Origin of the sequence: Blastococcus mobilis (assembly GCF_900188025.1) — a bacterium.
Lineage (GTDB): Bacteria > Actinomycetota > Actinomycetes > Mycobacteriales > Geodermatophilaceae > Blastococcus_B > Blastococcus_B mobilis.
The window spans coordinates 96,842-119,099 of sequence record NZ_FZNO01000016.1; the positions used below are offsets into that span (position 1 = coordinate 96,842).

At 73.8% G+C, this 22,258-nt stretch carries 21 protein-coding genes; 10 read left to right on the forward strand and 11 right to left on the reverse strand.

Features of this window, described 5'->3' with window-relative positions; genetic code table 11:
* Positions 1-43: 43 nt before the first annotated feature.
* Positions 44-403 (reverse strand): substrate-binding domain-containing protein, encoded by a 360-nt coding sequence (locus CHB94_RS15075; RefSeq protein ID WP_217899318.1) that lies wholly within the window; start codon positions 401-403, stop codon positions 44-46.
* On the opposite strand from CHB94_RS15075, the gene CHB94_RS15080 reads away from it, so the two are divergent.
* The gene (locus CHB94_RS15080; protein ID WP_217899319.1) at positions 385-1,314 is read left to right on the forward strand and encodes a TIM barrel protein; all 930 of its coding nucleotides are present in this window, start codon (positions 385-387) and stop codon (positions 1,312-1,314) included. The genes CHB94_RS15075 and CHB94_RS15080 overlap by 19 nt on opposite strands.
* Before the next feature lie 153 nt (positions 1,315-1,467).
* Here CHB94_RS15080 and CHB94_RS15085 read toward each other — a convergent pair whose 3' ends face one another.
* From CHB94_RS15085 to amrS, 5 genes are all read right to left on the reverse strand, one after another.
* Positions 1,468-1,854 carry a rhodanese-like domain-containing protein gene (locus CHB94_RS15085; RefSeq protein WP_089337377.1) on the reverse strand — a complete coding sequence of 129 codons (387 nt, stop codon included), beginning with the start codon at positions 1,852-1,854 and terminating at the stop codon, positions 1,468-1,470.
* Between the two features lie 121 nt (positions 1,855-1,975).
* Positions 1,976-4,789: a helix-turn-helix transcriptional regulator gene (locus CHB94_RS15090; RefSeq protein ID WP_089337378.1), complete on the reverse strand. Its 2,814-nt coding sequence runs from the start codon at positions 4,787-4,789 to the stop codon at positions 1,976-1,978.
* 368 nt (positions 4,790-5,157) lie between these two features.
* Positions 5,158-6,231, reverse strand: coding sequence for a redox-regulated ATPase YchF (gene ychF / locus CHB94_RS15095; RefSeq protein WP_089337379.1), 1,074 nt, complete (start codon positions 6,229-6,231; stop codon positions 5,158-5,160).
* Positions 6,232-6,414: 183 nt separating this feature from the next.
* Positions 6,415-7,281, reverse strand: coding sequence for an AmmeMemoRadiSam system protein B (gene amrB, locus CHB94_RS15100; protein ID WP_176445576.1), 867 nt, complete (start codon positions 7,279-7,281; stop codon positions 6,415-6,417).
* Positions 7,233-8,339, reverse strand: a complete 1,107-nt coding sequence (gene amrS, locus CHB94_RS15105; RefSeq protein ID WP_089337381.1) for an AmmeMemoRadiSam system radical SAM enzyme — start codon at positions 8,337-8,339, stop codon at positions 7,233-7,235. The genes amrB and amrS overlap by 49 nt, the downstream gene beginning before the upstream one ends.
* Positions 8,340-8,489: 150 nt before the next feature.
* Here amrS and CHB94_RS15110 point away from each other — a divergent pair, with 150 nt between their 5' ends.
* A complete protein-coding gene (locus CHB94_RS15110) occupies positions 8,490-9,110 on the forward strand; it encodes an antibiotic biosynthesis monooxygenase family protein (RefSeq protein WP_089337382.1) in 621 nt (206 codons plus the stop codon).
* Positions 9,111-9,192: 82 nt separating this feature from the next.
* Here the strand turns inward: CHB94_RS15110 and CHB94_RS15115 are convergent, their stop codons facing one another.
* Entirely contained in the window at positions 9,193-10,404 is a 1,212-nt protein-coding gene (locus CHB94_RS15115; RefSeq protein WP_089337383.1) for an HNH endonuclease, read from the reverse strand.
* A gap of 505 nt (positions 10,405-10,909) precedes the next feature.
* Between CHB94_RS15115 and CHB94_RS15120 the strand changes: the two genes are divergently transcribed.
* The 4 genes from CHB94_RS15120 (at position 10,910) to CHB94_RS15135 (ending at position 15,029) form a co-directional block, all read left to right on the forward strand.
* A complete protein-coding gene (locus CHB94_RS15120) occupies positions 10,910-11,680 on the forward strand; it encodes a TetR/AcrR family transcriptional regulator (protein ID WP_089337384.1) in 771 nt (256 codons plus the stop codon).
* Positions 11,681-11,781: 101 nt separating this feature from the next.
* On the forward strand, positions 11,782-13,326 hold the full coding sequence (locus CHB94_RS15125; RefSeq protein ID WP_254920671.1) for an AlkA N-terminal domain-containing protein: 1,545 nt from the start codon (positions 11,782-11,784) through the stop codon (positions 13,324-13,326).
* Positions 13,326-13,862 (forward strand): methylated-DNA--[protein]-cysteine S-methyltransferase, encoded by a 537-nt coding sequence (locus CHB94_RS15130; protein WP_089337386.1) that lies wholly within the window; start codon positions 13,326-13,328, stop codon positions 13,860-13,862. The genes CHB94_RS15125 and CHB94_RS15130 overlap by 1 nt, the downstream gene beginning before the upstream one ends.
* A gap of 96 nt (positions 13,863-13,958) precedes the next feature.
* The gene (locus CHB94_RS15135; RefSeq protein WP_089337387.1) at positions 13,959-15,029 is read left to right on the forward strand and encodes a DNA recombination protein RmuC; all 1,071 of its coding nucleotides are present in this window, start codon (positions 13,959-13,961) and stop codon (positions 15,027-15,029) included.
* Positions 15,030-15,036: 7 nt separating this feature from the next.
* Here the strand turns inward: CHB94_RS15135 and CHB94_RS15140 are convergent, their stop codons facing one another.
* Positions 15,037-16,008: a 4-hydroxy-3-methylbut-2-enyl diphosphate reductase gene (locus CHB94_RS15140; RefSeq protein WP_089337416.1), complete on the reverse strand. Its 972-nt coding sequence runs from the start codon at positions 16,006-16,008 to the stop codon at positions 15,037-15,039.
* Between the two features lie 126 nt (positions 16,009-16,134).
* On the opposite strand from CHB94_RS15140, the gene CHB94_RS15145 reads away from it, so the two are divergent.
* Genes CHB94_RS15145 through CHB94_RS15155 form a run of 3 tightly spaced genes read left to right on the forward strand, consistent with a single transcriptional unit; the run spans position 16,135 to position 18,892 of the window.
* Entirely contained in the window at positions 16,135-17,331 is a 1,197-nt protein-coding gene (locus tag CHB94_RS15145) for a hypothetical protein (RefSeq protein WP_141137515.1), read from the forward strand.
* 31 nt (positions 17,332-17,362) lie between these two features.
* Positions 17,363-18,613: an exodeoxyribonuclease VII large subunit gene (gene xseA / locus CHB94_RS15150; RefSeq protein ID WP_089337389.1), complete on the forward strand. Its 1,251-nt coding sequence runs from the start codon at positions 17,363-17,365 to the stop codon at positions 18,611-18,613.
* A 60-nt stretch (positions 18,614-18,673) separates the two neighbouring features.
* Positions 18,674-18,892: an exodeoxyribonuclease VII small subunit gene (locus CHB94_RS15155; RefSeq protein ID WP_089337390.1), complete on the forward strand. Its 219-nt coding sequence runs from the start codon at positions 18,674-18,676 to the stop codon at positions 18,890-18,892.
* Here CHB94_RS15155 and CHB94_RS15160 read toward each other — a convergent pair.
* Positions 18,880-19,494, reverse strand: a complete 615-nt coding sequence (locus CHB94_RS15160) for a DUF4245 domain-containing protein (protein ID WP_089337391.1) — start codon at positions 19,492-19,494, stop codon at positions 18,880-18,882. The two genes, CHB94_RS15155 and CHB94_RS15160, sit on opposite strands and share 13 nt — an antisense overlap.
* 138 nt (positions 19,495-19,632) lie before the next feature.
* Here CHB94_RS15160 and glpX point away from each other — a divergent pair, with 138 nt between their 5' ends.
* Positions 19,633-20,685, forward strand: a complete 1,053-nt coding sequence (gene glpX / locus CHB94_RS15165) for a class II fructose-bisphosphatase (RefSeq protein WP_217899320.1) — start codon at positions 19,633-19,635, stop codon at positions 20,683-20,685.
* Between the two features lie 13 nt (positions 20,686-20,698).
* Here the strand turns inward: glpX and CHB94_RS15170 are convergent, their stop codons facing one another.
* Positions 20,699-21,361 carry a DUF1707 SHOCT-like domain-containing protein gene (locus tag CHB94_RS15170; RefSeq protein ID WP_254920672.1) on the reverse strand — a complete coding sequence of 221 codons (663 nt, stop codon included), beginning with the start codon at positions 21,359-21,361 and terminating at the stop codon, positions 20,699-20,701.
* A gap of 98 nt (positions 21,362-21,459) precedes the next feature.
* Positions 21,460-22,185, reverse strand: a complete 726-nt coding sequence (locus CHB94_RS25240) for a hypothetical protein (protein ID WP_089337392.1) — start codon at positions 22,183-22,185, stop codon at positions 21,460-21,462.
* Positions 22,186-22,258: the final 73 nt, after the last annotated feature.

Consider the following 22,258-nt stretch of genomic DNA (forward strand, 5'->3'; position numbering starts at 1 on the left):
GCGGCCCTCGGGACATCGCTCCGCCCACGTCAGCGGCATCCGCTCAGGCACGTGCTGGGCCCTGCGACCGTGTGCGGGGCGGGGACGTCGTGCCGCGGACGACGAGCTGCGGTGGCAGGGCGACGTCCTTGGGTTCCCGCGGTGGGAGGTCCAGCCGCTCGACGACGGCGCGGACCGCGAGCTCGGCCATCTGCGCTATGTCCTGTCGGACCGAGATGAGGTCGATGCCGGGCAGCCGGGCGAACCGTGAGTCGTCGTAGCCGACGACGGACAGGTCCTCCGGCACCCGCACGCCCGCTCGCAGCATGGGGTCGAGCAGACCGATGGCGGACAGGTCGTTGCTGGCGATGACCGCGGTCGGCAGCCGGTCGGCCAGCAGCAGCTGTGTCCGAGCCGACCGCACCGGCCCTGGACAACCTGCAGCTGGGCACGGCCCCGGACTCCTGGGGCGTCTGGTTCCCCGACGACCCCCAGCAGGTGCCCTGGCACCGGTTCCTCGACGAAGCCGCGGCCGCCGGATACACCGCCGTCGAGCTCGGGCCGTTCGGCTACCTGCCCAACCACCCCGAGCAGCTGCGCGACGAACTCGGCCGCCGCGGTCTCACGCTGACCGGCGCCACCGCCGGCACCCACCTGCACCACGGCGCCGACGCCCTCGCCGAGGCCCTGGCCGAGTGCGGGCAGATTGCCCGGCTGCTCGCCGCGATGGACGCCCGCTACCTGATCACCCTCCCGGCGATGTACACCGACCTCTACACCGGTGAACTCCTCGAGCCCGCCGAGCTCACCGCCGAGCAGTGGACGGCGCTCGGCGACGGCCACTTCCAACTCGGGCGCGTCCTGCAGGAGGAGTACGGGGTCCGGCAGATGTTCCACCCCCACGCCGACGCCCACGTCGACACCGAGGACCGCATCACGGGCTTCCTCGAGCGCACCGACCCGGCCACGGTCTCCCTGTGCCTGGACACCGGGCACGTGGCCTACGCCGGCGGCGACAACCGTGCCATCGTCGCCGAGCACCCCGACCGCATCGGCTACGTCCACCTCAAGTCCGTCGACCCCGACGTCCTGCGGCGGGTCCGCGCCGAGGGGATGTCGTTCGCCGACGCCGTGAAGAACGGCGCGATGGTCGAACCGGCCCACGGGGAACCGGACATGCCCCCGCTGCTCGCGGACCTCAACGCCCTCGGCGTCCCGCTGATGGCGATCGTGGAGCACGACATGTACCCCGCCCCCGCCGACGCGCCCCTGCCGATCGCCACGCGCACCCGCCGCTACTACAGCGACTGCGGCCTGAGGGCCATCCGCGCGTGACCCCGTCGTGGTCCGGACCGCTGTCCCTGAAGCCGCAAGCACCTCGATGAGCCGCTGACCAGCCCACATGCGCTCAGTTCGCCAGACATCGAAGCGGAACGATGTGCGCATGATCGAGCGACGTTGGTCATCACTGGAGCGCTGAGGGGCTTGTCAGGCGTCCGGCGGGACGACGGGGCGACCGTCGGTCTGCCAGGCCTTGATGCCGCCGTCGAGGTGCGCCACGTCGGTGTAGCCGAGTTCGGCGAGCGTCGCGGCGCCCATGGCGGAGCGGCCCCCGGAAGCGCAGTAGAGGATCACGCGGCGGCTCGGGTCGAGTTCGTCGCGGTGGTAGGGACTGCCGGGGTCGGCGTAGAACTCGAGCATCCCGCGCGGTGCGTGGATCGCCCCGTGGATCATGCCGTCACGCTCCAGCTCGGCCGGCTCGCGCAGGTCGACCAGGAGAGCTCCCCGGGCGGCCTCCCGGGCCACCTGTTCCGGGGTCAGGTTCTCGGCCTTGGCCTTGGCTCGGCTGACGAGCTCGGCGACGGTGCTGGGCATGGCTCCTCCTCGCGACGGGTGTCGAACCTGCTGAGGAGGTGATCATCGGATCGGGGTGGGGGCGTCAGGATCCGCGGTGCTACCGGGTTTTCGCCGGAGGGTTGCCGTGTTCTCGCCGTGATCAGCCGTCGGCGGGCAGCAGGCCCAGCGTGGTGGCGCGGCGGACGGCGATGGTCCGCGACGAGCAGTCGAGCTTGGTGAACACGTTGCGCACGTGCATGTCGACGGTGCGGGTGCTCAGGAACAGCTCGGCGGCGATCTCACGGTTGGTCCTGCCGCCGGCCAGGTGGCGCAGCACCTCCTGCTCGCGCCGGGTGAGCCCGGCCGAGTCCAGGGCGCGGGCGGCGAGGCGGCCGAGCCGCGGGTCCACCTGCTCGCCGGCCTCGGCCAGCACGGTGGCACAGCGGCGGGCGAGCGGCCTGGCGGTCAGCCGGCGGGCCGTGCGGTAGGCGCTGGTCAGCGTGGCGATCGTGGCGTCCCGGTCCCCGGCCGCCGCGCAGACCTGGCCCCAGCGCCACTGGGTGTGGGCCCGCTCGTACGGCGCGGTGATGCCGCTCAGCAGCTCCACGGAGCGAGCGAACTGGGCGGCGGCCTGAGCGCCGTCGCCGTCGGTCACCGCCAGCTCCGCCCCTGCGTGGGCCAGGGCGGAGAGCACCTTGGGAGATCCGTTGCGCGTGGCCAGCGTGGCCACGACCCGATGGCAGGCGGACACGCCGTCGGCGTCGTCGCGCTCGCCGAGGAAGCTCGCCGCCCAGCGCAGGGCCGGCAGCGCGTAGTGGCTCTCCTCCGTGGTGCGGCAGCGGTCCAGCAGGGTGGCGACCGCGGACCGCGCCACAGCGTCGTCCTCGTCGAGTTCGGCGACGAGAGCCAGTCCCCATCGGGCGCCCACCTCCAGGCCGAAGATGCCGCTGGCCTGCCCGAACTCAGCGGCCCGTCGCAGCGGTCCCCGTGCCCGGCGCCGGTCCCCGCGCAGGGCGGTGATGAGGCCGGACTCCTCCTCAGCGACCCGTCGGGCCAACACCGTGGTTCCCTCGTCGGCGAGCACCTCGGCGCAGATGCTGAGCGTGCGGTCCCAGTCGCCCATCAGCCGGGCCGCCGGCGACATGCAGACGAAGCAGATCGTGGCCAGGTCGCCGAGGCCGTGGGACCGGCAGAGCTCGAAGGCCGACTCGTAGGCCTCGACGGCCGCCGCGTAGTCGGCGGCGTACTCCAGCGCCTCGCCCAGCTCGTAGCAGGTCTCCCCAGCGGTCTCGGCCAGCTGCTCGGACAGCGCCAGTTCCAGTCCCGACCGGGCCAACTCCACGCCGCGCCGTCCCTGCCCGAGCGCCGCACGCACCGCTCCTTGCAGCGCCAGGGCATGCCCGTGGAGGTCGCGGCGCCCGGCCAGGGTGGCGGCCTCGGTGGCCGCCACCGCCTGCTCCAGCGCATCCGTCAGGCGCCCGGCCGCCTTGTACTGCCCGGCCAGCGCGAGCCGTTCCACCGCCGCCTCCCCGAGGGCGCCGGCGACCGTGAACGCCTCCGCGGCGGCCAGGCGCTCCGCGGCCGTCCGGGGCAGGTCGCCGAGCAGCTCGGCGGCGTTGGCGGCCCTGCGGTGCGCCGTCCCCGCGCCCGCCAGGTCACCGCACGCGCGGCGCCGGTGTGCAACGTCGACCCAGGTCCGGGCGGCCACGGTGAGCTCGCCGCTCAGCTCGGCGCAGTCGGCCAGTGCCTCCAGAACGGTCAGCCGGCCGGCCGGATCCTCACCCTCGGGCCACAGCCCCAGCGCCCGCCCGGCCAGGGCGGCGGCGTCGCGGTAGGCGTGCGCCGCGCAGTACTCCTTCGCGGCGGTCAGCAGCAGCGGCCGCGCCTTCTCCGGTGCATGGGCAGCGATCCAGTGCTCGGCGACGACCGCCGGGGCGGCACCCCGGCTCGCCAGGAGCTCGGCGACCCGGTGGTGGTGGCTGCGCCGCCGCGCCCACGGGATGCTGCGGTGCAGCGCCTCTTGGACGAGGCCGTGCCGGAAGACGGCGCTCTCGGCGTCGGCCTCCAGGAGCAGGCCGGCCTCGATCAGGGCGTCGACCTCCGCCGGCCCCGCCAGGTCGGCGAGGGGGGACAGGTCGACGCGCACGCCCAGCGTCGCGGCGAGTTCCACTGCGGCCCCGTGCTCCTGGCGCAGCCGCCCGGTCCGGGCCAGGACGGCGTCCAGCACGCTCTCCGGCAGCGGCAGCGCGGCGCCGTCGGTGAGGCCGAGGGTGCCGGACCGCTCGACGAGGCGGCCGGCGTCGCGCAGAGCGGCGGCCAGCTCCTCGATGAAGAACGGAAGTCCCTCCGCGCGGTCGTGCACGGCAGCGAGCAGCCGTGGGGACGGCGGTGCGCCCAGCAAGGAGGCGAGGAGTTCGCCGGTCTGCTCGCCGGTCAGGGGCCGGAGGGCGATGTCGACCAACCGGCCGGTGCGGCGCAGCCGGCTACGCAGGGCGCGGATCGCGTGGCCGCGGGGCAGTTCGTCGCTGCGGTAGATCCCCAGCAGCAGGAGCGGCTCGCACTCCAGGGTCTCGGCGACGGCGGGCAGCATGTCGATCGTGGCCGCATCCGCCAGGTGCAGATCCTCCAGCACCACCACGGTCGGCGCCCGCCGCGCGATCGCGCGGAGGGCGTACAGCACGGCCCGGGCAGGATCCTCGTGTCCGACGTCCCGCTCGTCGCCGCGCGATGCCGGGGTCTGCTCCCGCACGATGCCGGTCAGCGGGGCGTAGGCGCGGGCGCCGGCCACGGCCGTCGCGGACAGGCGGCAGCCGTCCCAGCCGGACAGCGCGTCGCGGACGAGCCGGCTCTTGCCCACCCCCGCCTCTCCGCTGACCAGGAGGAGCCCGCCACCGCCGGATCGGCACCGCGTCAGCGCCGCGACCAGTCGCGCCCGCTCATCGTCGCGGCCGACCAGCGGCGGCACCTCCACCACGTGCGGAGCCTAGTCCCGCGCCGGGGTCGCACAGGGCGGTTGAACTGCGCGAACAGCCCCCGCGGGCAGCCTCACCACGACTCGATCTCCGTCTTGACCGGGACCGGCCACACCAGGGTGTCCCCGACCGGGAGAGCTGCGCTCGCAGCGTTCGTGCAGGTGGGCGACCCGTTCGGGCGTCGCGTCCGGAGCTCGCAGGCGCGCCCGGTGCGTGACCTCGTCGTCCCCGACCCGGGAGCGTCCCGCTGAGCACGTACGGCCACCTGGCCGAGTGCCGGGAGCCGCACCCGGGCGCCGGGCAGACCTTGCTCCCCGATCGTGTGGACTGAAGCGCCCTTGCAGGGCGCTGACCTGCGGGACAATCCGTTTCACACGTTGAAGCGGAACTCCACGACGTCGCCGTCGGCCATGACGTACTCCTTGCCCTCCATGCGCACCCAGCCTCTGGCCTTCGCCTCGGCCATGGAACCGGCCTCGACGAGCTGGTCGAAGGACACGATCTCGGCCTTGATGAAGCCGCGCTGGAAGTCGGTGTGGATGACACCGGCGGCCTGCGGGGCGGTGGCACCGACCGGAATGGTCCAGGCGCGCGCCTCCTTGGGGCCGGCGGTCAGGTAGGTCTGCAGCCCGAGCGTGGCGAAGCCGACGCGGGCGAGCTGGTCGAGTCCCGGCTCGTCCTGGCCGATGCCGGCCAGCAGCTCGGCGGCCTCCTCGGCGGGCAGCTCGGCCAGCTCGGACTCGATCTTCGCGTCCATGAGGATCGCCTCCGCGGGGGCGACCATCCCGCGCAGCTCGGCGATCAGCTCCTCGTTGCCCAGCTCCTCCTCGTCGACGTTGAAGACGTAGAGGAACGGCTTGGTGGTCATCAGGCCCAGCTCGCGCAACGGCGCGGGGTCGATGCCGGCCGCGAACAGGGTCTTCCCCTCGTTGAGCACCTTCTGCGCCTCGACGGCGGCAGCGTGCAGGGCGGCGCGCTCCTTGTCCTTGCGCGTCTCCTTCTCCAGCCGCGGGATCGCCTTCTCCAGCGTCTGCAGGTCGGCCAGGAGCAGCTCGGTGTTGATCGTCTCGATGTCGTCAGCCGGGCTGACCTTGCCGTCCACGTGCACGACGTCAGGGTCGGTGAACACCCGGATCACCTGGCAGATCGCGTCGCTCTCGCGGATGTTGGCCAGGAACTTGTTGCCCAGCCCCGCACCCTCGCTGGCGCCGCGGACGATGCCGGCGATGTCCACGAAGGACACCGTCGCCGGGATGATCTTCTGCGAGCCGAAGATCTCCGCGAGCTCCTCCAGCCGCGGGTCGGGCACGCCCACCACGCCGACGTTCGGCTCGATCGTCGCGAACGGGTAGTTCGCCGCGAGGACGTCGTTCTTGGTCAGGGCGTTGAAGAGGGTCGACTTGCCGACGTTGGGCAGGCCGACGATCCCGATGGTGAGGCTCACGTGTTCTCCTCGCTGGCGCTCGTCGTCCACGATCGCCGCGCTGCTGTGTCTGTGGGCGAGCCCGCGAGCTCGCTCGTCACCGTCCAGCCTAGGCGTCGCACAAGCGGCCACCGCTGGTCGCCGTCGGGCTGCCTCGCGCACGGTCCGTGAGCGGGGCGCCCGTGAACCGACTCGCAGGTGCAGTCAGTTCGTGCCGCCCGCGCTGCCCTCGTGCACCAGGAAGGCCCCGTACCCGACGACGCGACGGGGATCGGCACCGCTGTCGGCGGAGGTGGCCAGGCGCAGCAGCTCGACGTCCATCCGGTGCTCGGCGACGTGGTGGACCAGACCGCGCAGCGCCCGGTGACCGCAGGCGTCCTCGGGCCGGATGGCCGCGGCATCCCGATGCAGGATCGCGGCCGCAGTGCGGGCGTCCCGTTCCCGGGCCGTCCGCTGGTCCAGGTAGTGGCTGAGATCGGTGGAGACGACGGCGACGGTGCCGCCGGCAGATGCCAGGGTGGACAGCACCGCTGCGACGGCCGCGGGCGCCGTGTCTCCCACCGCCACGGGGAGCACCCGGACGTCGGGGCCCAGCGCCCGCTGGAGGAACGGCAGCTGGGTCTCCAGGGAGTGCTCGCCGCGGTGTGGATGGTCGTCGACCACGACGCTGGGCATCCCGGTGACCGCCACCCGGGCGTCGGCGTCGATCGGAACGGGACCCAGCGGGGTGGCGAAGGCATCCACGCCCGGCACCGCCATCCCGGCCAGGGGCACCAGGTGCGCCGGCCCGAGCAGGACGACGCGGGCGATCTCGGAGCGCCAGGGGGCGAGGTGTGCGTAGGTGTGGGCGGCGACCGCTCCGGAGTACCGGTAGCCGGCGTGCGGTGCGACGGCGGCGACCGGGCCGGCAGCGCCCCGCTCGGTGCGGACGTCGGCCAGGAGCCCGTCGACCAGACCGGCGAGTTCCGAGGCGTCGGCGGGATAGAAGGAGCCGGCCACCGCGGCCGGACGGAGGCGCGCGGTCAGTCGGCGCTCCGCGCCACCGACACCGGAAGCCGCCGGGCTCCCCACCGGCCGAGCGGGCCGTCGTAACGGCCGGGGACGGCGGCGCCGCAGGACAGGCAGCGGCCGTCGTCGGTGAGCCGGTAGCGGCCGATGACGTACCAGTCCCGATCCACGACGACCTCCCCGCAGCCGGGGCAGGTGGTGCGGCCGCCCTCGGCGTCGTGGACGTTGCCGGTGTAGACGAACCGCAGCCCGTGCCGCAGGGCGATCCGCCGGGCGCGCGTCAGCGTCGCCGGCGGAGTGGGTGGGACGTCGCGCATCTTGTAGTCGGGGTGGAACGCGGTGAAGTGCAGCGGGACGTCGTTCCCGAGATTGGCGGCGATCCAGGCGCACTCCGCGTCGATCTCCGCGTCGGAGTCGTTGTGCCCGGGGATGAGGAGTGTGGTGATCTCGAACCACACATCGGTCTCGTGCCGCAGGTGCAGCAGGGTGTCGAGCACCGGCTGCAGATGCCCGGCCGCGACGCGTCGGTAGAAGTCCTCGGTGAACGCCTTGAGGTCGACGTTGGCGGCGTCAACCTGCGAGAACAGTTCCCGCCGGGCGGCGTCCCCCACGTAGCCGGCGGTGACCGCGACCGATCTGATCCCCCGCGCCCGGCACGCGTCGGCGACGTCGACCGCGTACTCGAGGAAGATCACCGGGTCGTTGTAGGTCATCGCCACGCTGCGGCAGCCGAGCCGCGCGGCGGCCTCGGCTATGTCGTCCGGACCCGCCTTGTCGGTCAGCCGGTCGATCTCCCGTGACTTCGAGATGTCCCAGTTCTGGCAGAACTTGCAGGCGAGGTTGCAGCCGGCGGTGCCGAACGACAGCACCGAGCTGCCGGGCAGGAAGTGGTTGAGCGGCTTCTTCTCGATCGGGTCCACGCAGAACCCGCTCGACCGGCCGTAGGTCGTGAGCACCACCTGGTCGGCCACCCGCCCGCGCACGAAACACAGGCCCCGTTGCCCTTCGTGCAGCCGGCACTCCCGCGGGCAGACATCGCACTGCACGCGACCGTCGTCCAGCCGGTGCCAGTGCCGACCGGGGACCGTGTACCTGTCCTCCAGGCTGATGTCAGACGTCATCGCGACCGCCTCCCGGACCCACGGTAGCCATCGCCGGACCGTTCCGGGACCGTGCCGGCGACGGCCGTTGCCCGGGCTCCGGGAAGGCGAGAGAGTGGCCCTGCGGCGAGGCCGCAGGGGCGTCGCCGTCACCGTGGAAGGAGTGGTGGCATGTACGCCCGAACCACCACCGTGCGTGTCGGCCCGCAGCACGTCGACGAGCTCGTCGCCCTGGCTCGCGACGAACTCATGCCGATGGTGGCCGCGCTGGACGGCTCCGTCGGTCTCTCGCTGCTCGTCGACCGCGACACCGGCCGCTGCATCACGACCAGTGCATGGGAGACCGAGGAGGCGATGCACAGCAGCGGCCCGTCGGTGCGCGAGTCCCGCGAACGCGCGGCCGAGCGGTTCGGCACGACCCCGGAGGTCCGGGAGTGGGAGATCGCCGTCCTGCACCGGGCACACCGCGTCGGGGACGGCGCGTGCGCGCGGGTGACATGGACCGCCACGGATCCCCGGAACCTCGACGCCGTCATCGACGCCTACCGGCAGAGCCTCATGCCGTGGTGGGAGCAGTCGGACGGCTTCTGCAGCAACAGCCTGCTGATCGACCGCCGGGACGGACTGTGCGCCTCCTGCGTCGTGTTCGAGACCCGGGAGGCGATGGCGCACACCCGCGACCAGTTCACGACCCTGCGCGAGGAGTTCACCCAGCGGATGGGGATGGAGATCCTCGAGGTCGCGGAATTCGACCTCGCGCTCGCCCATCTGCGGGTACCCGAGACCGTGTGATCTCCGGAGGCACCCAGGAGCGGGGTCGAGGCGCCTCGGGCCGTCGGGTTCAGCGACGACGCTGACCGACGGTCGGCGGAGGTCAGCCGACCGGCAGGAGCGGTTCGGCCAGGAGAATCTCGGTGTCGTCGGGGCGGTAGGTGCGCCATCGGCCGTCGGGTGGGCGCTCGACCCGGAAGCCGTGGTGCACCTTCGTGTGGTGGCGCTCGCAGAGGAGAGCTGAATTCTCCAGCGAGGTGTCGCCGCCGTGGATCCAGTGCAGCAGGTGGTGCACGTCGCACCAGTGGCTGGGTGCCTGGCAGCCGGCGAACACGCAGTGCCGGTCCCGCTGCTCGACCGCCCGGCGCAGATGTGGAGGCACCACCCGCTTGCTGCGGCCCACATCGAGCGGCTGCCCGTCGGGGTCGAGCACGATGCGGGTGACCGTCCCGTCGCAGGCCGCCCACCGGGCCCGCGCCGCCGACAGCGTCGCCCCGAAGCCGGTGACCGCGACACCCGGGCCGGTGGACGGATCGACCAGGTCCTCCAGCGGGATGGTGACGATCAGCTGCGGCTTCGCCGTGCGCAGCACCGGCAGGTCGCCGCAGGCCAGGGCGTTGTCGGCCAGCTGCACCAGCCCGTCGCCCAGCTGCTGGGCGCGGGTGCGCAGGTCCCCGGCCGGCCGGTCGGCCTGCACGATGGCCTCCAGCGCCGCCTGGACCTTCTCCCCACCCACGGCGTCGAGTTCGAACCGGCCGGTCACCCGGCCGTCCAGCAGCCGCGCGATCACCAGCGAGCGGCCGTCGGTCGGATCCGGTTCGGGGCCGTCGGGATCGAGCCGGGCCAGGTAGTGGTGCACCACGCGGGCCAACCGCGCGTGCGGCTGGGTCGCCGCCACCTCGGCAAACGTGGCGTCGACTTCGGCGAGGTCCACGCCCTGCCCGACCGCCAGGGCCTGCACGTCGACGGCGGCGACCGGTGCGACGACGGCGACCTGCTCGGCGGTCACCGACCCCGATACGAATGCCGCCCGCAGCGCCGGCAACTGGTCCAGTACGCGGCCGTTGCGGACCAGCCGGGCGATCTCACCGGCCGACAGTCGCACGTGGCTGCGCAGCCAGGACTTCATCGACGTGAGGCCGTCGTGCTCGGCGGCCTGCACCAGATCGGCCCGGCGCACCGTGCGGGTCAGCTCCGCCGCGATCCGGTTCGCCGCCCGCACCAGTGATGCGGTCCGATCGAGCAACAGCGGCGCGACCAGCCCGTCCAGATCCTCCGCGGCCAGGGCATCGAGGACCGACTCCAACTCGTCCACGACACCTCCCGCGTAATCGATCAGGTGTTCGAAGTGTACCGGGCGAAGGACGACTGACGCTACAAAGCCGCAGCTCAGACGCTTGTGCACAGATTGCTGCTCGCCCTTGACAGAGGTCCTGAGCATCCAGTGATGCCCGACGACAGACAGCAGCGGCGTCCGTCCGAGCGGGGCCGACTCCGTCGTCCGTCGGCCGGGTCACCGGTGCAGCCAGCCGCTTCGGCACCCGGGGCAGTCGCTGCCGGGGACCAGCTCCACGGCCACTGCACGGCGGCCGGGTAGGCCTCGCCGACCAGCCGCGGCCCCTGCGCAACGATGTTCGAGCTGCCGCTCGGGGATGCCCCGGCGACACGTCCCGGAGGTCGTTCGCCGGCGGCGACCCGGGGCTTCCATGGCCCGTAGATTGCGTCCGACCAGCCACAACGCCCATGTCCGTACGTCGTACGTCATTCGCGCCGTCGGGAACGTACGCCATACGGAGAAGTGCTCGGCAGGGGTGAGGCACATGGCCACCGAGTTCACCGGCACCGGCGATCCCGCCCGCAGCATGGCGCTGCTCTGGCGCACCGCAGCGACCTCGGACCGCCGGCCCGGCCCGAAGTCAGCGCTCGACGTCGACCGGATCGTGGCCGCAGCGGTGACCGTCGCCGACGCCGAAGGTCTCTCCGCCGTCTCGATGCGCAGGGTGGCCGCCGACCTCGGAACGGCCGCGATGACCCTCTACGGCCACGTGCCGGGCAAGGGGGAACTCGTCGACCTGATGCTGGACTCCGTCCTCGGCGAGCTCTACCCCGACAGGCCGCCGACGGGGAGCTGGCGGGCTCGCCTGGAGGCCGTCGCCCGCGAGAACCGGGCACTCTTCCTCCGCCACCCGTGGGCGGTACACCTCGCCGCCGGACGGCCGCCCCTGGGGCCGCACCTCATGCGGAAGTACGAACTGGAACTGCGCACGGTCGACGGCCTCGGGCTCTCCGACGTGCAGATGGGCCTGCTCGTGGAACTGCTCAACGGCTTCGTCCGGGGCACGGTCAGCGGCGTCCAGGAACGGGCGACCGCCGAGCAGGCGGCCGGGATCACCGAAGACCGGTGGTGGACGGCGATGGCACCGCACGCTGCGCGGTTCTTCGACGTCGAGCGCTTTCCGACCGCCGCCCGCGTCGGGCCCGTGGCCGGCAAGGACCGTCAAACTGCTCACGCCCCGGAACGGTCCTTCGAGTTCGGCCTGGAGCGGCTGCTCGACGGCATCGGCGTCCTGATCCTCGACGCCTCCCGCTGATCCTCCGGGCGGCCATGGTGGCCACAAGGGCCGCAGGGGGCTCCACGGCGATGTCCGGAAACCGCCAGTCATCGTCGTCCGCCGCTGGCATGCTCGTCGTCGTGAGCCCGCCTCTGGACGCCGAGCGCTGCTACCGCGCGGTGACCGGCCGCGACGCCCGCTTCGACGGCTGGTTCTTCACCGCCGTCCACACGACCGGCATCTACTGCCGCCCGTCCTGCCCGGCCCGCACACCGCTGGCCCGTAACGTCTCCTTCTTCACGACCGCGGCCGCCGCCCAGGGCGCCGGCTTCCGCGCCTGCCGCCGGTGCCGCCCCGACGCCGTCCCCGGGTCGCCCGAGTGGGACGTCCGCGCCGACGTCGTCGCCCGCGCCATGCGGCTCATCGCCGACGGCGAGGTCGAGCGCTCCGGCGTGCCCGGCCTCGCCGCCCGGCTCGGCTACTCCGAACGACAGCTGCACCGGCTGCTCGTCGCCGAGCTGGGCGTGGGGCCACTGGCACTGGCCCGGGCCCAGCGGGCACAGACGGCACGCATCCTCATCGAGACCACCGACCTGCCCATGGCCGACGTGGCGTTCGCGGCCGGGTTCGCCAGCATCCGACAGTTCAACGCCACCGTCCGCGAGGTGTTCGCGACCACCCCGACCGCCCTGCGCCGCACCAAGCCCGGCACCACCGGCGGGGCACCGGGCTGGCTGACCCTGCGGCTGGCCGCCCGCGCCCCCTACGAGGCGGCCGAGGTGCTGCTCTTCCTCGGCGCGCACGCCGTCCCCGGCCTCGAGGAGTGGGACGGGACGACGTTCTCCCGCGTGCTCGACCTGCCCCACGGACCGGCGGTCGTGCAGCTCTCCCCGGCTCCCGACGGCGGAGCGGCGGTCACCGCTCGACTGCGGCTGGCGGAGCTGCGCGACCTCGGTGCGGTCGTCACCCGGTGCCGGCGGATGCTCGACCTGGACGCCGATCCGGCGGCGGTCGACGACGTCCTCGGTGCCGACCCCGCTCTCGCCCCGCTCGTCGCCGGTGCCCCCGGCCGCCGGGTCCCGGCATCCCCCGACGCCGACGAGCTGGCGATCCGCGCCGTCCTGGGCCAGCAGGTCTCGGTCGCCGGCGCGCGGACGCTCACCTCCCGGCTGCTCGCGGCCGGGACGCCGCTGGCCGAGCCGGTCGGCACGCTCACCCACGCCTTCCCCCGGGCCGCCGTCCTCGCCGACGCCGACCTGACCGCCGTCGGTCTGACCGGCGCCCGGCGGCGGACCGTCGCCGCGCTGGCGGCCGGCCTCGCCGCCGGTGACATCGCCCTCGACCCGGGCGCCGACCGGGAGGAGGCGGGCCGGGCGATGCTCGCCGTGCCGGGCATCGGCCCCTGGACGGCGGCACTCGTCGGCCTGCGCGGTCTGGCCGATCCCGATGTGTGGCTGCCCGGCGACCTGGCGCTGCGGAGGTCGCTCGCCGGCCTCGGCAGCTCCGACGCCGAGGCGGCCGGCCGCTGGCGGCCGTGGCGCTCCTACGCCGTCCTCCACCTGTGGGCGCTCGCGGTGCCTTCTCTCTTCACGCGCCCGGCCACACCCCTTCCCCGCCCGGGCACACCCCGTCCCGGCACGGCCACACCTCCCACCCGCGAACCCGCCCTCCCGAGGAGCGCCTGATGACCGTCCCCACGCTCGCCCGCCACGCCACCGTTCCCACCCCGCCCGGCCCGTTCACGGTCGTGGTGGACACCGACGCGGACGGGCAGGACGTCGTCATCGCCAGCGGCTGGACCGCCGACGTCGCCGACCTCCTGTCGGTGGTGCACCGTTCGCTGCGCCCGGCCGGCAGCGAGCACGTGGACCGGTTGCCGGTGCTCGACGTGGTCGAGGAGTTCTTCGCCGGCGGGGTCGACGCGATCGACGGCGTCGTCGTCCGCCAGCGCTCCGGCCCCTTCCTGCAGGAGGCCTGGGAGGTCCTCCGGACCGTTCCCGCGGGGCGGCCGGACACCTACGCCGCCTTCGCCGCGCGGTGCGGGCGACCGGCTGCGGTGCGGGCGGCGGCCAACGCCTGCGCCCGCAACGCCGCGGCGCTGTTCGTCCCGTGCCACCGGGTGCTCGGTTCCGACGGCGGACTCGGCGGCTTCCGCTGGGGGACGCCGGTCAAGCGCTCGCTGCTCGACCACGAGGCGGCACACGCTCCGGTCGCGGCCTGAGCAAGGACCCCGCTACTCGCACGCTCGCCGGGGCACCCTGCAGGGGAGCCATGGGCCTCCCGGGAAATGTCACCGGCGTCGGGCAGGGTCTCGGGCATGGACGCCGCTTCCCTGCTCACCGGTCTCCTCCTCGGTGCACTGCTGGCCACCGCCATCACCCTCGGCGTGGTGACACTGCTCGCGCGGCGCCGCCCCGAGGACGCCGGGCTCGAACCGGTCCACGAGTCGCTGGACCACCTGCACCGGCTGCTGGCCGGCATGGAGCGCGCCCGGGCCACCGCCCACGGTGAGCTGCGCGAGCAGATGGGCACCGTCGGGCACGCCTCGGCCCAGCTCAAGCACGAGACGGCGGCACTGGTCACCGCACTCCGGACCCCGCACGTCCGCGGCCGCTGGGGCGAGGTGCAGCTGCGCCGGGTCGTGGAGGTCGCCGGGCTGGTCGAGCACTGCGACTTCGTCAAGCAGCCCGCGGGCACCAACGACGAGGGGGCCGGCGTCCGGCCCGACCTGGTCGTCACCCTCGCCGACGGCCGTCAGGTGATCGTCGACGCCAAGGTCCCGTTCACCGGGTACATCGAGGCGGTGCAGGCGACCGAGGAGTCGGTCCGGGTCCAGCGGGTGGCGATGCACGCCCGACAGCTGCGCACGCACGTGGACGCGCTGGCCGCCCGCCGCTACCCGACCGCGTTCCGTCCGGCGGCACCGTTCACCGTGCTCTTCGTGCCCTCCGACGGGTTCCTCATGACCGCACTGGAGGCCGAGCCGGGGCTGCTGGAGTACGGGTTCTCCCGCGACGTCGTACTCGCCACCCCGAGCACCCTGCTGGCCCTCCTGCGCACGGTCGCCTACTCGTGGCGCCAGGAGCGGTTGGCCCGCGACGCCGACCAGGTGCTGGAGGTGGGCCGACGGCTGCACGCGCGTCTGGGCACCCTCTCGGGCCACCTCACCCGGCTCGGATCCGCCCTCGGCGCGACGATGACCCGCTTCAACGAAACCGTGGGCTCCTACGAGCGCTCGGTGCTGACCGCGGCCCGCCGGTTCGACGAGCTGGGCATCGCCGAGACCCCGGTGCCCACCCCCGAGCCGCTGGAGGCCACGGTGCGCACCCTTCGCCCGGCCGAGCCGGCCTACGAGGAGGAGGAGACCCGCGACGGGACGACCGGCTGAGGAGCGGTCAGTCGCCGGCGGCCTGCGCGGCGCGCTCGGCGCGACGCAGCTCGTGCGGCAGGGCGAAGACCAGACGCTCCTCGGCCGCCTTCACCGTCTCGACGTCCGGGTAGCCGCGCTCGGCGAGCCAGTCGAGCACCTCGCTGACGAGGATCTCGGGGACCGACGCCCCGCTCGTGACGCCGACGGTGCCCACGCCCTCCAGCCAGGCGGGGTCGATCTCGGAGGCGAAGTCGACCAGGTGCGAGTCGCGGGCTCCGGCCTCGAGGGCCACCTCGACCAGGCGCACCGAGTTCGACGAGTTCGTGGAGCCGACCACCAGCACCAGGTCGCACTCCCCCGCCATCTGCTTCACGGCCTGCTGGCGGTTCTGCGTGGCGTAGCAGATGTCGTCGCTGGGCGGGGACTGCAGACCGGGGAACCGGTTCTTCAGCTGGTCGACAGTGGCGAGGGTCTCGTCGACCGAGAGCGTGGTCTGGGACAGCCACACGACCTTCTCGGGATCGCGCACCTGCACGGTGGCGACGTCCTCGGCGCCGTCGACGAGCTGGATGTGGGCCGGGGCCTCACCGGCGGTGCCCTCGACCTCCTCGTGACCGCGGTGACCGATCAGCAGGATGTCGAAGTCGTCCCGTGCGAACCGCTTCGCCTCCTGGTGCACCTTCGTGACCAGCGGACACGTCGCGTCGATGGTGCGCAGCTGCCGCGCGGCCGCCTGCTCGTGCACCGCCGGGGAGACCCCGTGCGCGCTGAAGACGACGACCGAGCCCTCGGGGACCTCGTCGGTCTCGTCGACGAAGATGGCCCCGCGCCGCTCCAGCGTGGCCACGACGTGCTTGTTGTGGACGATCTGCTTGCGGACGTACACCGGGGCGCCGTGGATCTCCAGAGCCCGCTCGACGGCCACGACCGCCCGGTCGACGCCGGCGCAGTATCCCCGGGGATCGGCCAGCAGGACACGTCCGCGCTGATCAGCCATGCACCCATGGTAGGCGGGCCGACGCGGGCGGCCCGGTTCCGCGGGGTGGAACGGGACACGACCGGCCTCCGGGTGGATCTGCACACATCGCGTGTCGGGCCGGGACTTGTGGGGCACGCTGTGCCCATGGCCAGAGAGATCCCTGAGGTTGTCCGCGCTGTCGCCGGTCTTGCTGCCACCGTCCTGGACGAGGCACGCAGGCTGCCCGAGACGCTCCCGGGCCTCCCGGTGCGCCTCCTCGGGCTGGCGATGCAGCAGGCGATGAAGGTGCAGCAGCAGTACGCCGGGCTGGTGGCCCGCGGCGACGAGCTGTTCACCGGCCTGCGCGGCGAGAGCGAGCCCGGACTGGCCACGTTCGACGACGAGCCCACGTCCGCGTCGGCCGACGGCTTCCGCGACTCCGCCTTCGACCGCGCCGGCGACAGGCCCGCTGCCGACGACGCCATCACCGACGCCGAGGTCGAGGCACTGCCCGCCGACCCGGCCGCCGACGCCGTCACCGCCGTCGTCGACGAGCTCGCCGACCAGGTCGAGACCGGTCAGCAGTCGATCCAGGAGCTCGTCGAGGAGGCTCCCGCCATCGAGGAGATCCTCGACGAGATCGCCATCGACGAACTCGTGGACCAGGCCCCCACGCTCGAGGAGACGGCGCCCTCGCTGTCCCTCGTCACCGACGGCGCGGTCGACGTCGAACCGGCCGCGGACGTGTCCACCTCCGTCGACGTCCTGACCCCCGAGGGTGAGGTCGCCACCGTGGACGCCACCGTCACCGACGAGGGCATCGCGGCCCCCGAGGCTCCGGCGACCCCGGCCGCCGACGACGACACCGTGGCCACCACGGACGCCGGCACCGACACCGCCGGCACCGACACCGCCGCGACCGACACCGCCGCCACGGACACCAACGCCGGCCCGGCGACGGCCACCGACGAGAGCGGCTCCACCGTCGCCGCCGCCACCGGTGTCCGCACCGACGTCGGCGAGAGCGACACCTCCGAGGAGGACGCCGCCATCGCCGAGGGGGCGGCGGTCGACGCGATCGGCGAGACGTCCGCAGCGCCCACCGACGATGCCGGGGGTGGCAGCGAGCTCTCCGGCTCCCAGGTCGTCGGCGCCGCGCCGGTCGACGGCTACGACAGCTTCTCGATCGCCCAGCTGCGCGGCCGGCTGCGCGGCTACGCGCTCAGCACCGTGCAGGACCTCATCGCCTACGAGGAGGCGACCCGGGCCCGCGATCCCTACCTCCGCATGCTCCGCAACCGCCTGGAGAAGCTGGAGGAGCAGGCGATCGAGTCCAGCCCGCTGACCCCGCGGGGCGTCTGAGCCGTCGGGGGCAGGTGGCACGCTCGGGGGCGTGACCCCCCCTTCCTCACCCGAGGCGCCCTGGCCGGTCCGCACGGTGGCGCGCAAGATCGCCGACTGGATCGGGCGCCTCGGTGAGGTCTGGGTCGAGGGGCAGGTCGCCCAGCTGTCCCGCCGCGGCGGCGCGGCGACGGTGTTCCTGACCCTCCGCGACCCGGCCGCCGACCTCTCCGTGCCGGTCACCTGCCACCGCGACGTCGCGGAGCGTCCCGGACTGGAGCTCACCGAGGGCGCCCGCGTGATCGTCCGCGCCCGCCCCGACTACTACGTCGCGCGTGGCTCCTTCTCGCTGCGCGCCACCGAGATCCGCGCCGTCGGCCTCGGTGAGCTGCTGGCCCGCATCGAGCGGATCCGCCGTCTGCTGGCCGCCGAGGGCCTCTTCGACGCCGCCCGCAAACGCCCGCTCCCCTTCGCCCCCGCCGTGGTCGGCGTCATCACCGGCCGGGACAGCGCCGCCGAACGCGACGTCCTGGTCACCGCCCGCCGGCGGTGGCCGGCGGTGCGGTTCGCGATGCACAACTGCGCCGTCCAGGGCCCGCAGGCGGCGGCCAACGTCATGGAGGGGCTGCGGCGCCTCGACGCCGACCCCGCCGTCGAGGTCATCGTGATCGCCCGCGGCGGCGGCTCGGTGGAGGACCTCCTGCCCTTCTCCGACGAGGGCCTGGTCCGCGCCATCGCCGCGACCCGCACGCCCGTGGTCACCGCCGTCGGCCACGAGACCGACACGACGCTGGTCGACCACGTCGCCGACGTCCGCGCCGCCACGCCGACCGACGCCGCCCATCGCGTGGTGCCCGAGATCGGCGAGCAGCGCCGGCTCGTCGACGGCCTGCGGTCCCGCGCGCGCCAGGTGCTCACCGGCCGCCTCGAGCAGCAGGAACGGTGGCTGGAGTCGATGCGCACCCGCCCGGTGCTCGCCTCGCCCGATCGCCTGCTCCACGGTCGGGAGGAGGACGTCCTCTCGCTACGGACCCGCGCCCGCCGCACGCTGGTGCACCGGGTCGAAGGAGCCGAGCGCGACCTCGAGCACGCCCGCGCCCGGGTGGCCGCCCTCTCCCCCGCGGCGACGCTGGACCGGGGCTACGCCGTCGTCCAGAAGGCCGACGGCTCCCTGGTCCGCGACCCGTCCGCGGTGGCCGACGGCGAGCTGCTGCGGGTGCGGGTGGCCGGCGGCCGGCTGCCCGTGCGCGTCGACCGGTCGGCGAACGGGGAGGATGAGCGTCGTGAGTCGACAGGTGGCTGAGCAGCGCAGCGAGGAAGAACCGAGGAGCGGAGCGCTCCGCGGAAGCGAACCGAGGAGACCATGAGCACTCCGGCGAACGCCGAGCCGACGACCACCTACGAACAGGCCCGCGAGGAGCTCGCCGACGTCGTCCGCCGGCTGGAGGCCGGTGGCCTGACGCTGGAGGACTCGCTGTCGCTCTGGGAGCGCGGCGAGGAGCTGGCCACCCTCTGCCAGCACTGGCTCGACCGCGCCCGCGAGCGGCTCGCCGCCGCGGCGCCCGGCGATCAGCCGGAGTAGGGCCGCACCGACTCCGCGACGGTCCGCAGCTCCTCGTCGGGCGCCGAGCCGGTCACCAGCACCGTCACGCCGTCGGCCTCCCGGCTCAGCGCCGTCTCGCCGTCCACGGTCGTCGAGCGGGTCCAGCGCTGGCCACCGACGTCCACCGTTCCCCGGGCCTGGGCCCCGTCCAGCACGGCGGCCACGGGATCGGCACCCCGGTCGTCGCTGACGACGAACCCGGCGAACTCCTCCGACGGCGTCAGGTACCCGATCTCGAGGGTGACCGCGTCGCCCTCCCGCGCGTCGCCGGCGTCGGTGCGCGCGCTGGTCGGCCGGTACCCCTCGTCCAGGCCGGTCGGCACCGGCACCTGGTAGCCGGCACGGGCTGCAGCGAACTGCACCGTCGACGACGGGTCGACCGTCCGCACGCCGACGTCCGGGCCCGCGCGGAATGCCTGCCACCCCACGAGGAGCAGGCAGATCACGACCAACGGCAGCAGCGACCGCATCATGTTGGCCGCGCTGAGCCGGTTGGCCCGCTCGATCGCCGGCGACACCGTGGGCGGAGGCTCCTCGGCAGGGCGGGGTGCGTGCTCGCTCGTCGGGCCGACTCCGGTCATGCCCCTAGGATCGCAGGGAAGCTCTCCCACTCCGCCGCCCGTCGTCCGGACGGCCTCCCGCAGGGGTCCACCCGGCAGGAGCGTCCGGTCGCCGGGGCAGCCACCCCACCAGCGTCGGTGGGCCGATCAGGAGGTCCCGTGTCGCTGCCCCTTCCCGAAGGCCCCGTCCCCGCGAGGCGCGGCTTCAGCACCGACCGGCCCGCACCGGATCGCAATCTGGCCCTGGAGCTGGTCCGGGTCACCGAGGCGGGGGCCATGGCCGCCGGCCGCTGGGTGGGCCGGGGTGACAAGAACGGAGGCGACGGCGCCGCCGTCGACGCCATGCGGGCGCTCATCGGCACGGTGAGCATGAAGGGCGTCGTCGTCATCGGGGAGGGCGAGAAGGACGAGGCCCCGATGCTCTACAACGGCGAGCAGGTCGGCGACGGCCAGGGGCCGGAGTGCGACGTCGCCGTCGACCCCGTCGACGGCACCACCCTCATGGCGAAGGGCATGCCCAACGCCATCGCCGTCATGGCGGTGGCCGACCGCGGCGCGATGTACGACCCGTCGGCGGTCTTCTACATGGAGAAGCTGGCGACCGGGCCCGCGGCCGCCGACGTCGTGGACATCACCGTCCCCGTCGCCGAGAACATCCGGCGCATCGCCAAGGCGAAGAAGAGCTCGCCCGGTGACGTCACCGTCTGCATCCTCGACCGCCCGCGCCACGACCAGTTGGTGCAGGAGGTCCGCGAGGCCGGCGCGCGGATCAAGTTCATCACCGACGGCGACGTCGCGGGTGCGATCGCCGCAGCCCGGGAGGGCACCGGGGTCGACCTGTTGCTGGGCATCGGTGGCACGCCCGAAGGGATCATCGCCGCCTGCGCGCTCAAGTGCATGGGGGGCGCGCTGCAGGGCAAGCTCTGGCCCAAGGACGACCAGGAGCGGCAGAAGGCCCTGGACGCCGGCCACGACCTCGACCGGGTGCTGCACATCGACGACCTGGTGTCCGGCGACGTCTTCTTCGTCGCCACGGGCATCACCGACGGCGAGCTGCTGCGCGGTGTCCGCTACAGCGCCGGCGGCTGCACGACGCAGTCGTTGGTGATGCGCTCGCGGTCGGGCACGATCCGCTCGATCGAGAGCCTGCACTCGCTGGAGAAGCTGCGCGCCTACTCCGCGGTGCCCTTCGACCGCAACGACGAGAACTGATCGGCGGTCGGGACTAGAGCTGCGACGGAGGAACCGGCGCCCCGGTCAGCGGTGGCGAGGGCGGCGGCTGCCTTCGCTGGGCGAGGCGCGCCAGCAACGCGCCCCAGCGACTGGGCGAGTCCCCCGGCGCCAGGCTGCGCAGCCGGAGATCTCCCAGGACCGCCCTCGCGTGGACGACGACGAGCGGCGTGCCGGCCAGTCGCTGCACGGGCGCCAGCTCGACCTTCCGGTCGCCGAGCACCGTCCGACCCTGCAGCTCGGCGTCCACCCCCTCGGCCACGATCACGTCGATGTCGCCGAAGACGGTGCTGAGGTACAGGTCGACGCGATCAGCGCCGGTGCGCACGCCGCGCAGGTCGATCCGGATGTCGCCGAACACCGTGCCCACGCGCCGGGGCGGCGTCGAACGGCTGGTCAGGGTGATGTCGCCGAAGACGCTGGTCATCTCCTCCGGCGTGCGCGTGCCGACGATCTCGACCGGTGGCGGGGCGTTCGGGGGCAGGTCGGAAACCAGGAGGTCCAGCTCGGCGCGGGTCACCGCGGCGTAGGCGGCCTCGGCCCGCTGGCCGAACTCGTCAAGGTCGATACGCCCCTCGCCCAGGGCCGTCTGCAGCCGGGAGAGCACCGCCTCCCGGTCCGCGTCGGAGGCACGCACGGCCGGTGGGTCGTCGGGCACAGCTCCGGACGGTAGTGGAACGCACAGCCGACCGGGGGGCTCGCTGGATCGCGGAACGGCCCCGCACCGTGGCGGCTGCCGGGCCGCTCGGCGTCCGGTCAGTCCGCCGGGAAGGCGTCCGTGCAGTAGACGGTCGTCACGTCCTGGATCGGCTGGCGGCCGGCGCACGTTCCGCCGTACCTCTCGTAGTCGGAGCCGGGCTCCGACTTCCGGAACAGGGTGTCGCACGCCTCCATGTCGCCGTCGTAGCAATCCCGCGCGTACCGGTCCATCACGGGGTCGTCGCCCAGACCGTCGGGGTCCGCCGTGGGCGGAGGGATGGCCGCGGTCTCGCTCGTGCTCGACGAGGGGGCGGAGCCGCCCCCGGCGTCCTGGAGGACCAGCCACACGCCGGCCCCGATGGCGGCCAGCACCACCACGCTCGCCACCACCAGGGCGATGAGGGTGTTCCTGTTCTTCGGCGGCTGTCCACCGGGCGGACCGAGCGGAGCCCACTGCTGGCCCGGCTGCCCGTACTGACCGTAGGGCTGCTGCCCGACCGGTCCGGGGGGACCGTAGGGCTGCTGCCCGACCGGCCCGGGGGGACCGTACGGCGGCTGCCCGACCGGCCCGGGGGGACCGTAGGGCGGCTGCCCGTACTGACCGGGCTGCTGACCGTAGGGCGGCTGGGGGAACTGGCGGGTCTGGTCGCGCTGTCCGGCTGCCCGGGGACCCATCCGCTCGGTGGGCTCGTCGTCGGGGCCCGTCGGGCCCCGCCCCGGGGACCCCGGCCGCTCGCTCCCCGGCCCGGCGCCGCCCTGCTGCGGATGCGGCGGCTTCGTCATGGCGGCGCTCCTCGTGGAGGACGGCTTCCGGCGCGTCGGATGCTAGGCGTCGGGGTTCCCCCGCCTCCACCGG

Coding starts and splice junctions, on each gene's coding strand:
- CHB94_RS15130 (WP_089337386.1), top strand. CDS start 13,326: ATGACCGTCCCCACGCTCGCCCGCCACGCCACCGTTCCCACCCCGCCC.
- CHB94_RS15160 (WP_089337391.1), bottom strand. CDS start 19,494: ATGACCGGAGTCGGCCCGACGAGCGAGCACGCACCCCGCCCTGCCGAG.
- CHB94_RS15155 (WP_089337390.1), top strand. CDS start 18,674: ATGAGCACTCCGGCGAACGCCGAGCCGACGACCACCTACGAACAGGCC.
- CHB94_RS25240 (WP_089337392.1), bottom strand. CDS start 22,185: ATGACGAAGCCGCCGCATCCGCAGCAGGGCGGCGCCGGGCCGGGGAGC.
- amrS (WP_089337381.1), bottom strand. CDS start 8,339: ATGACGTCTGACATCAGCCTGGAGGACAGGTACACGGTCCCCGGTCGG.
- CHB94_RS15145 (WP_141137515.1), top strand. CDS start 16,135: ATGGCCAGAGAGATCCCTGAGGTTGTCCGCGCTGTCGCCGGTCTTGCT.
- CHB94_RS15120 (WP_089337384.1), top strand. CDS start 10,910: ATGGCCACCGAGTTCACCGGCACCGGCGATCCCGCCCGCAGCATGGCG.
- CHB94_RS15085 (WP_089337377.1), bottom strand. CDS start 1,854: ATGCCCAGCACCGTCGCCGAGCTCGTCAGCCGAGCCAAGGCCAAGGCC.
- CHB94_RS15140 (WP_089337416.1), bottom strand. CDS start 16,008: ATGGCTGATCAGCGCGGACGTGTCCTGCTGGCCGATCCCCGGGGATAC.
- CHB94_RS15135 (WP_089337387.1), top strand. CDS start 13,959: ATGGACGCCGCTTCCCTGCTCACCGGTCTCCTCCTCGGTGCACTGCTG.
- CHB94_RS15110 (WP_089337382.1), top strand. CDS start 8,490: ATGTACGCCCGAACCACCACCGTGCGTGTCGGCCCGCAGCACGTCGAC.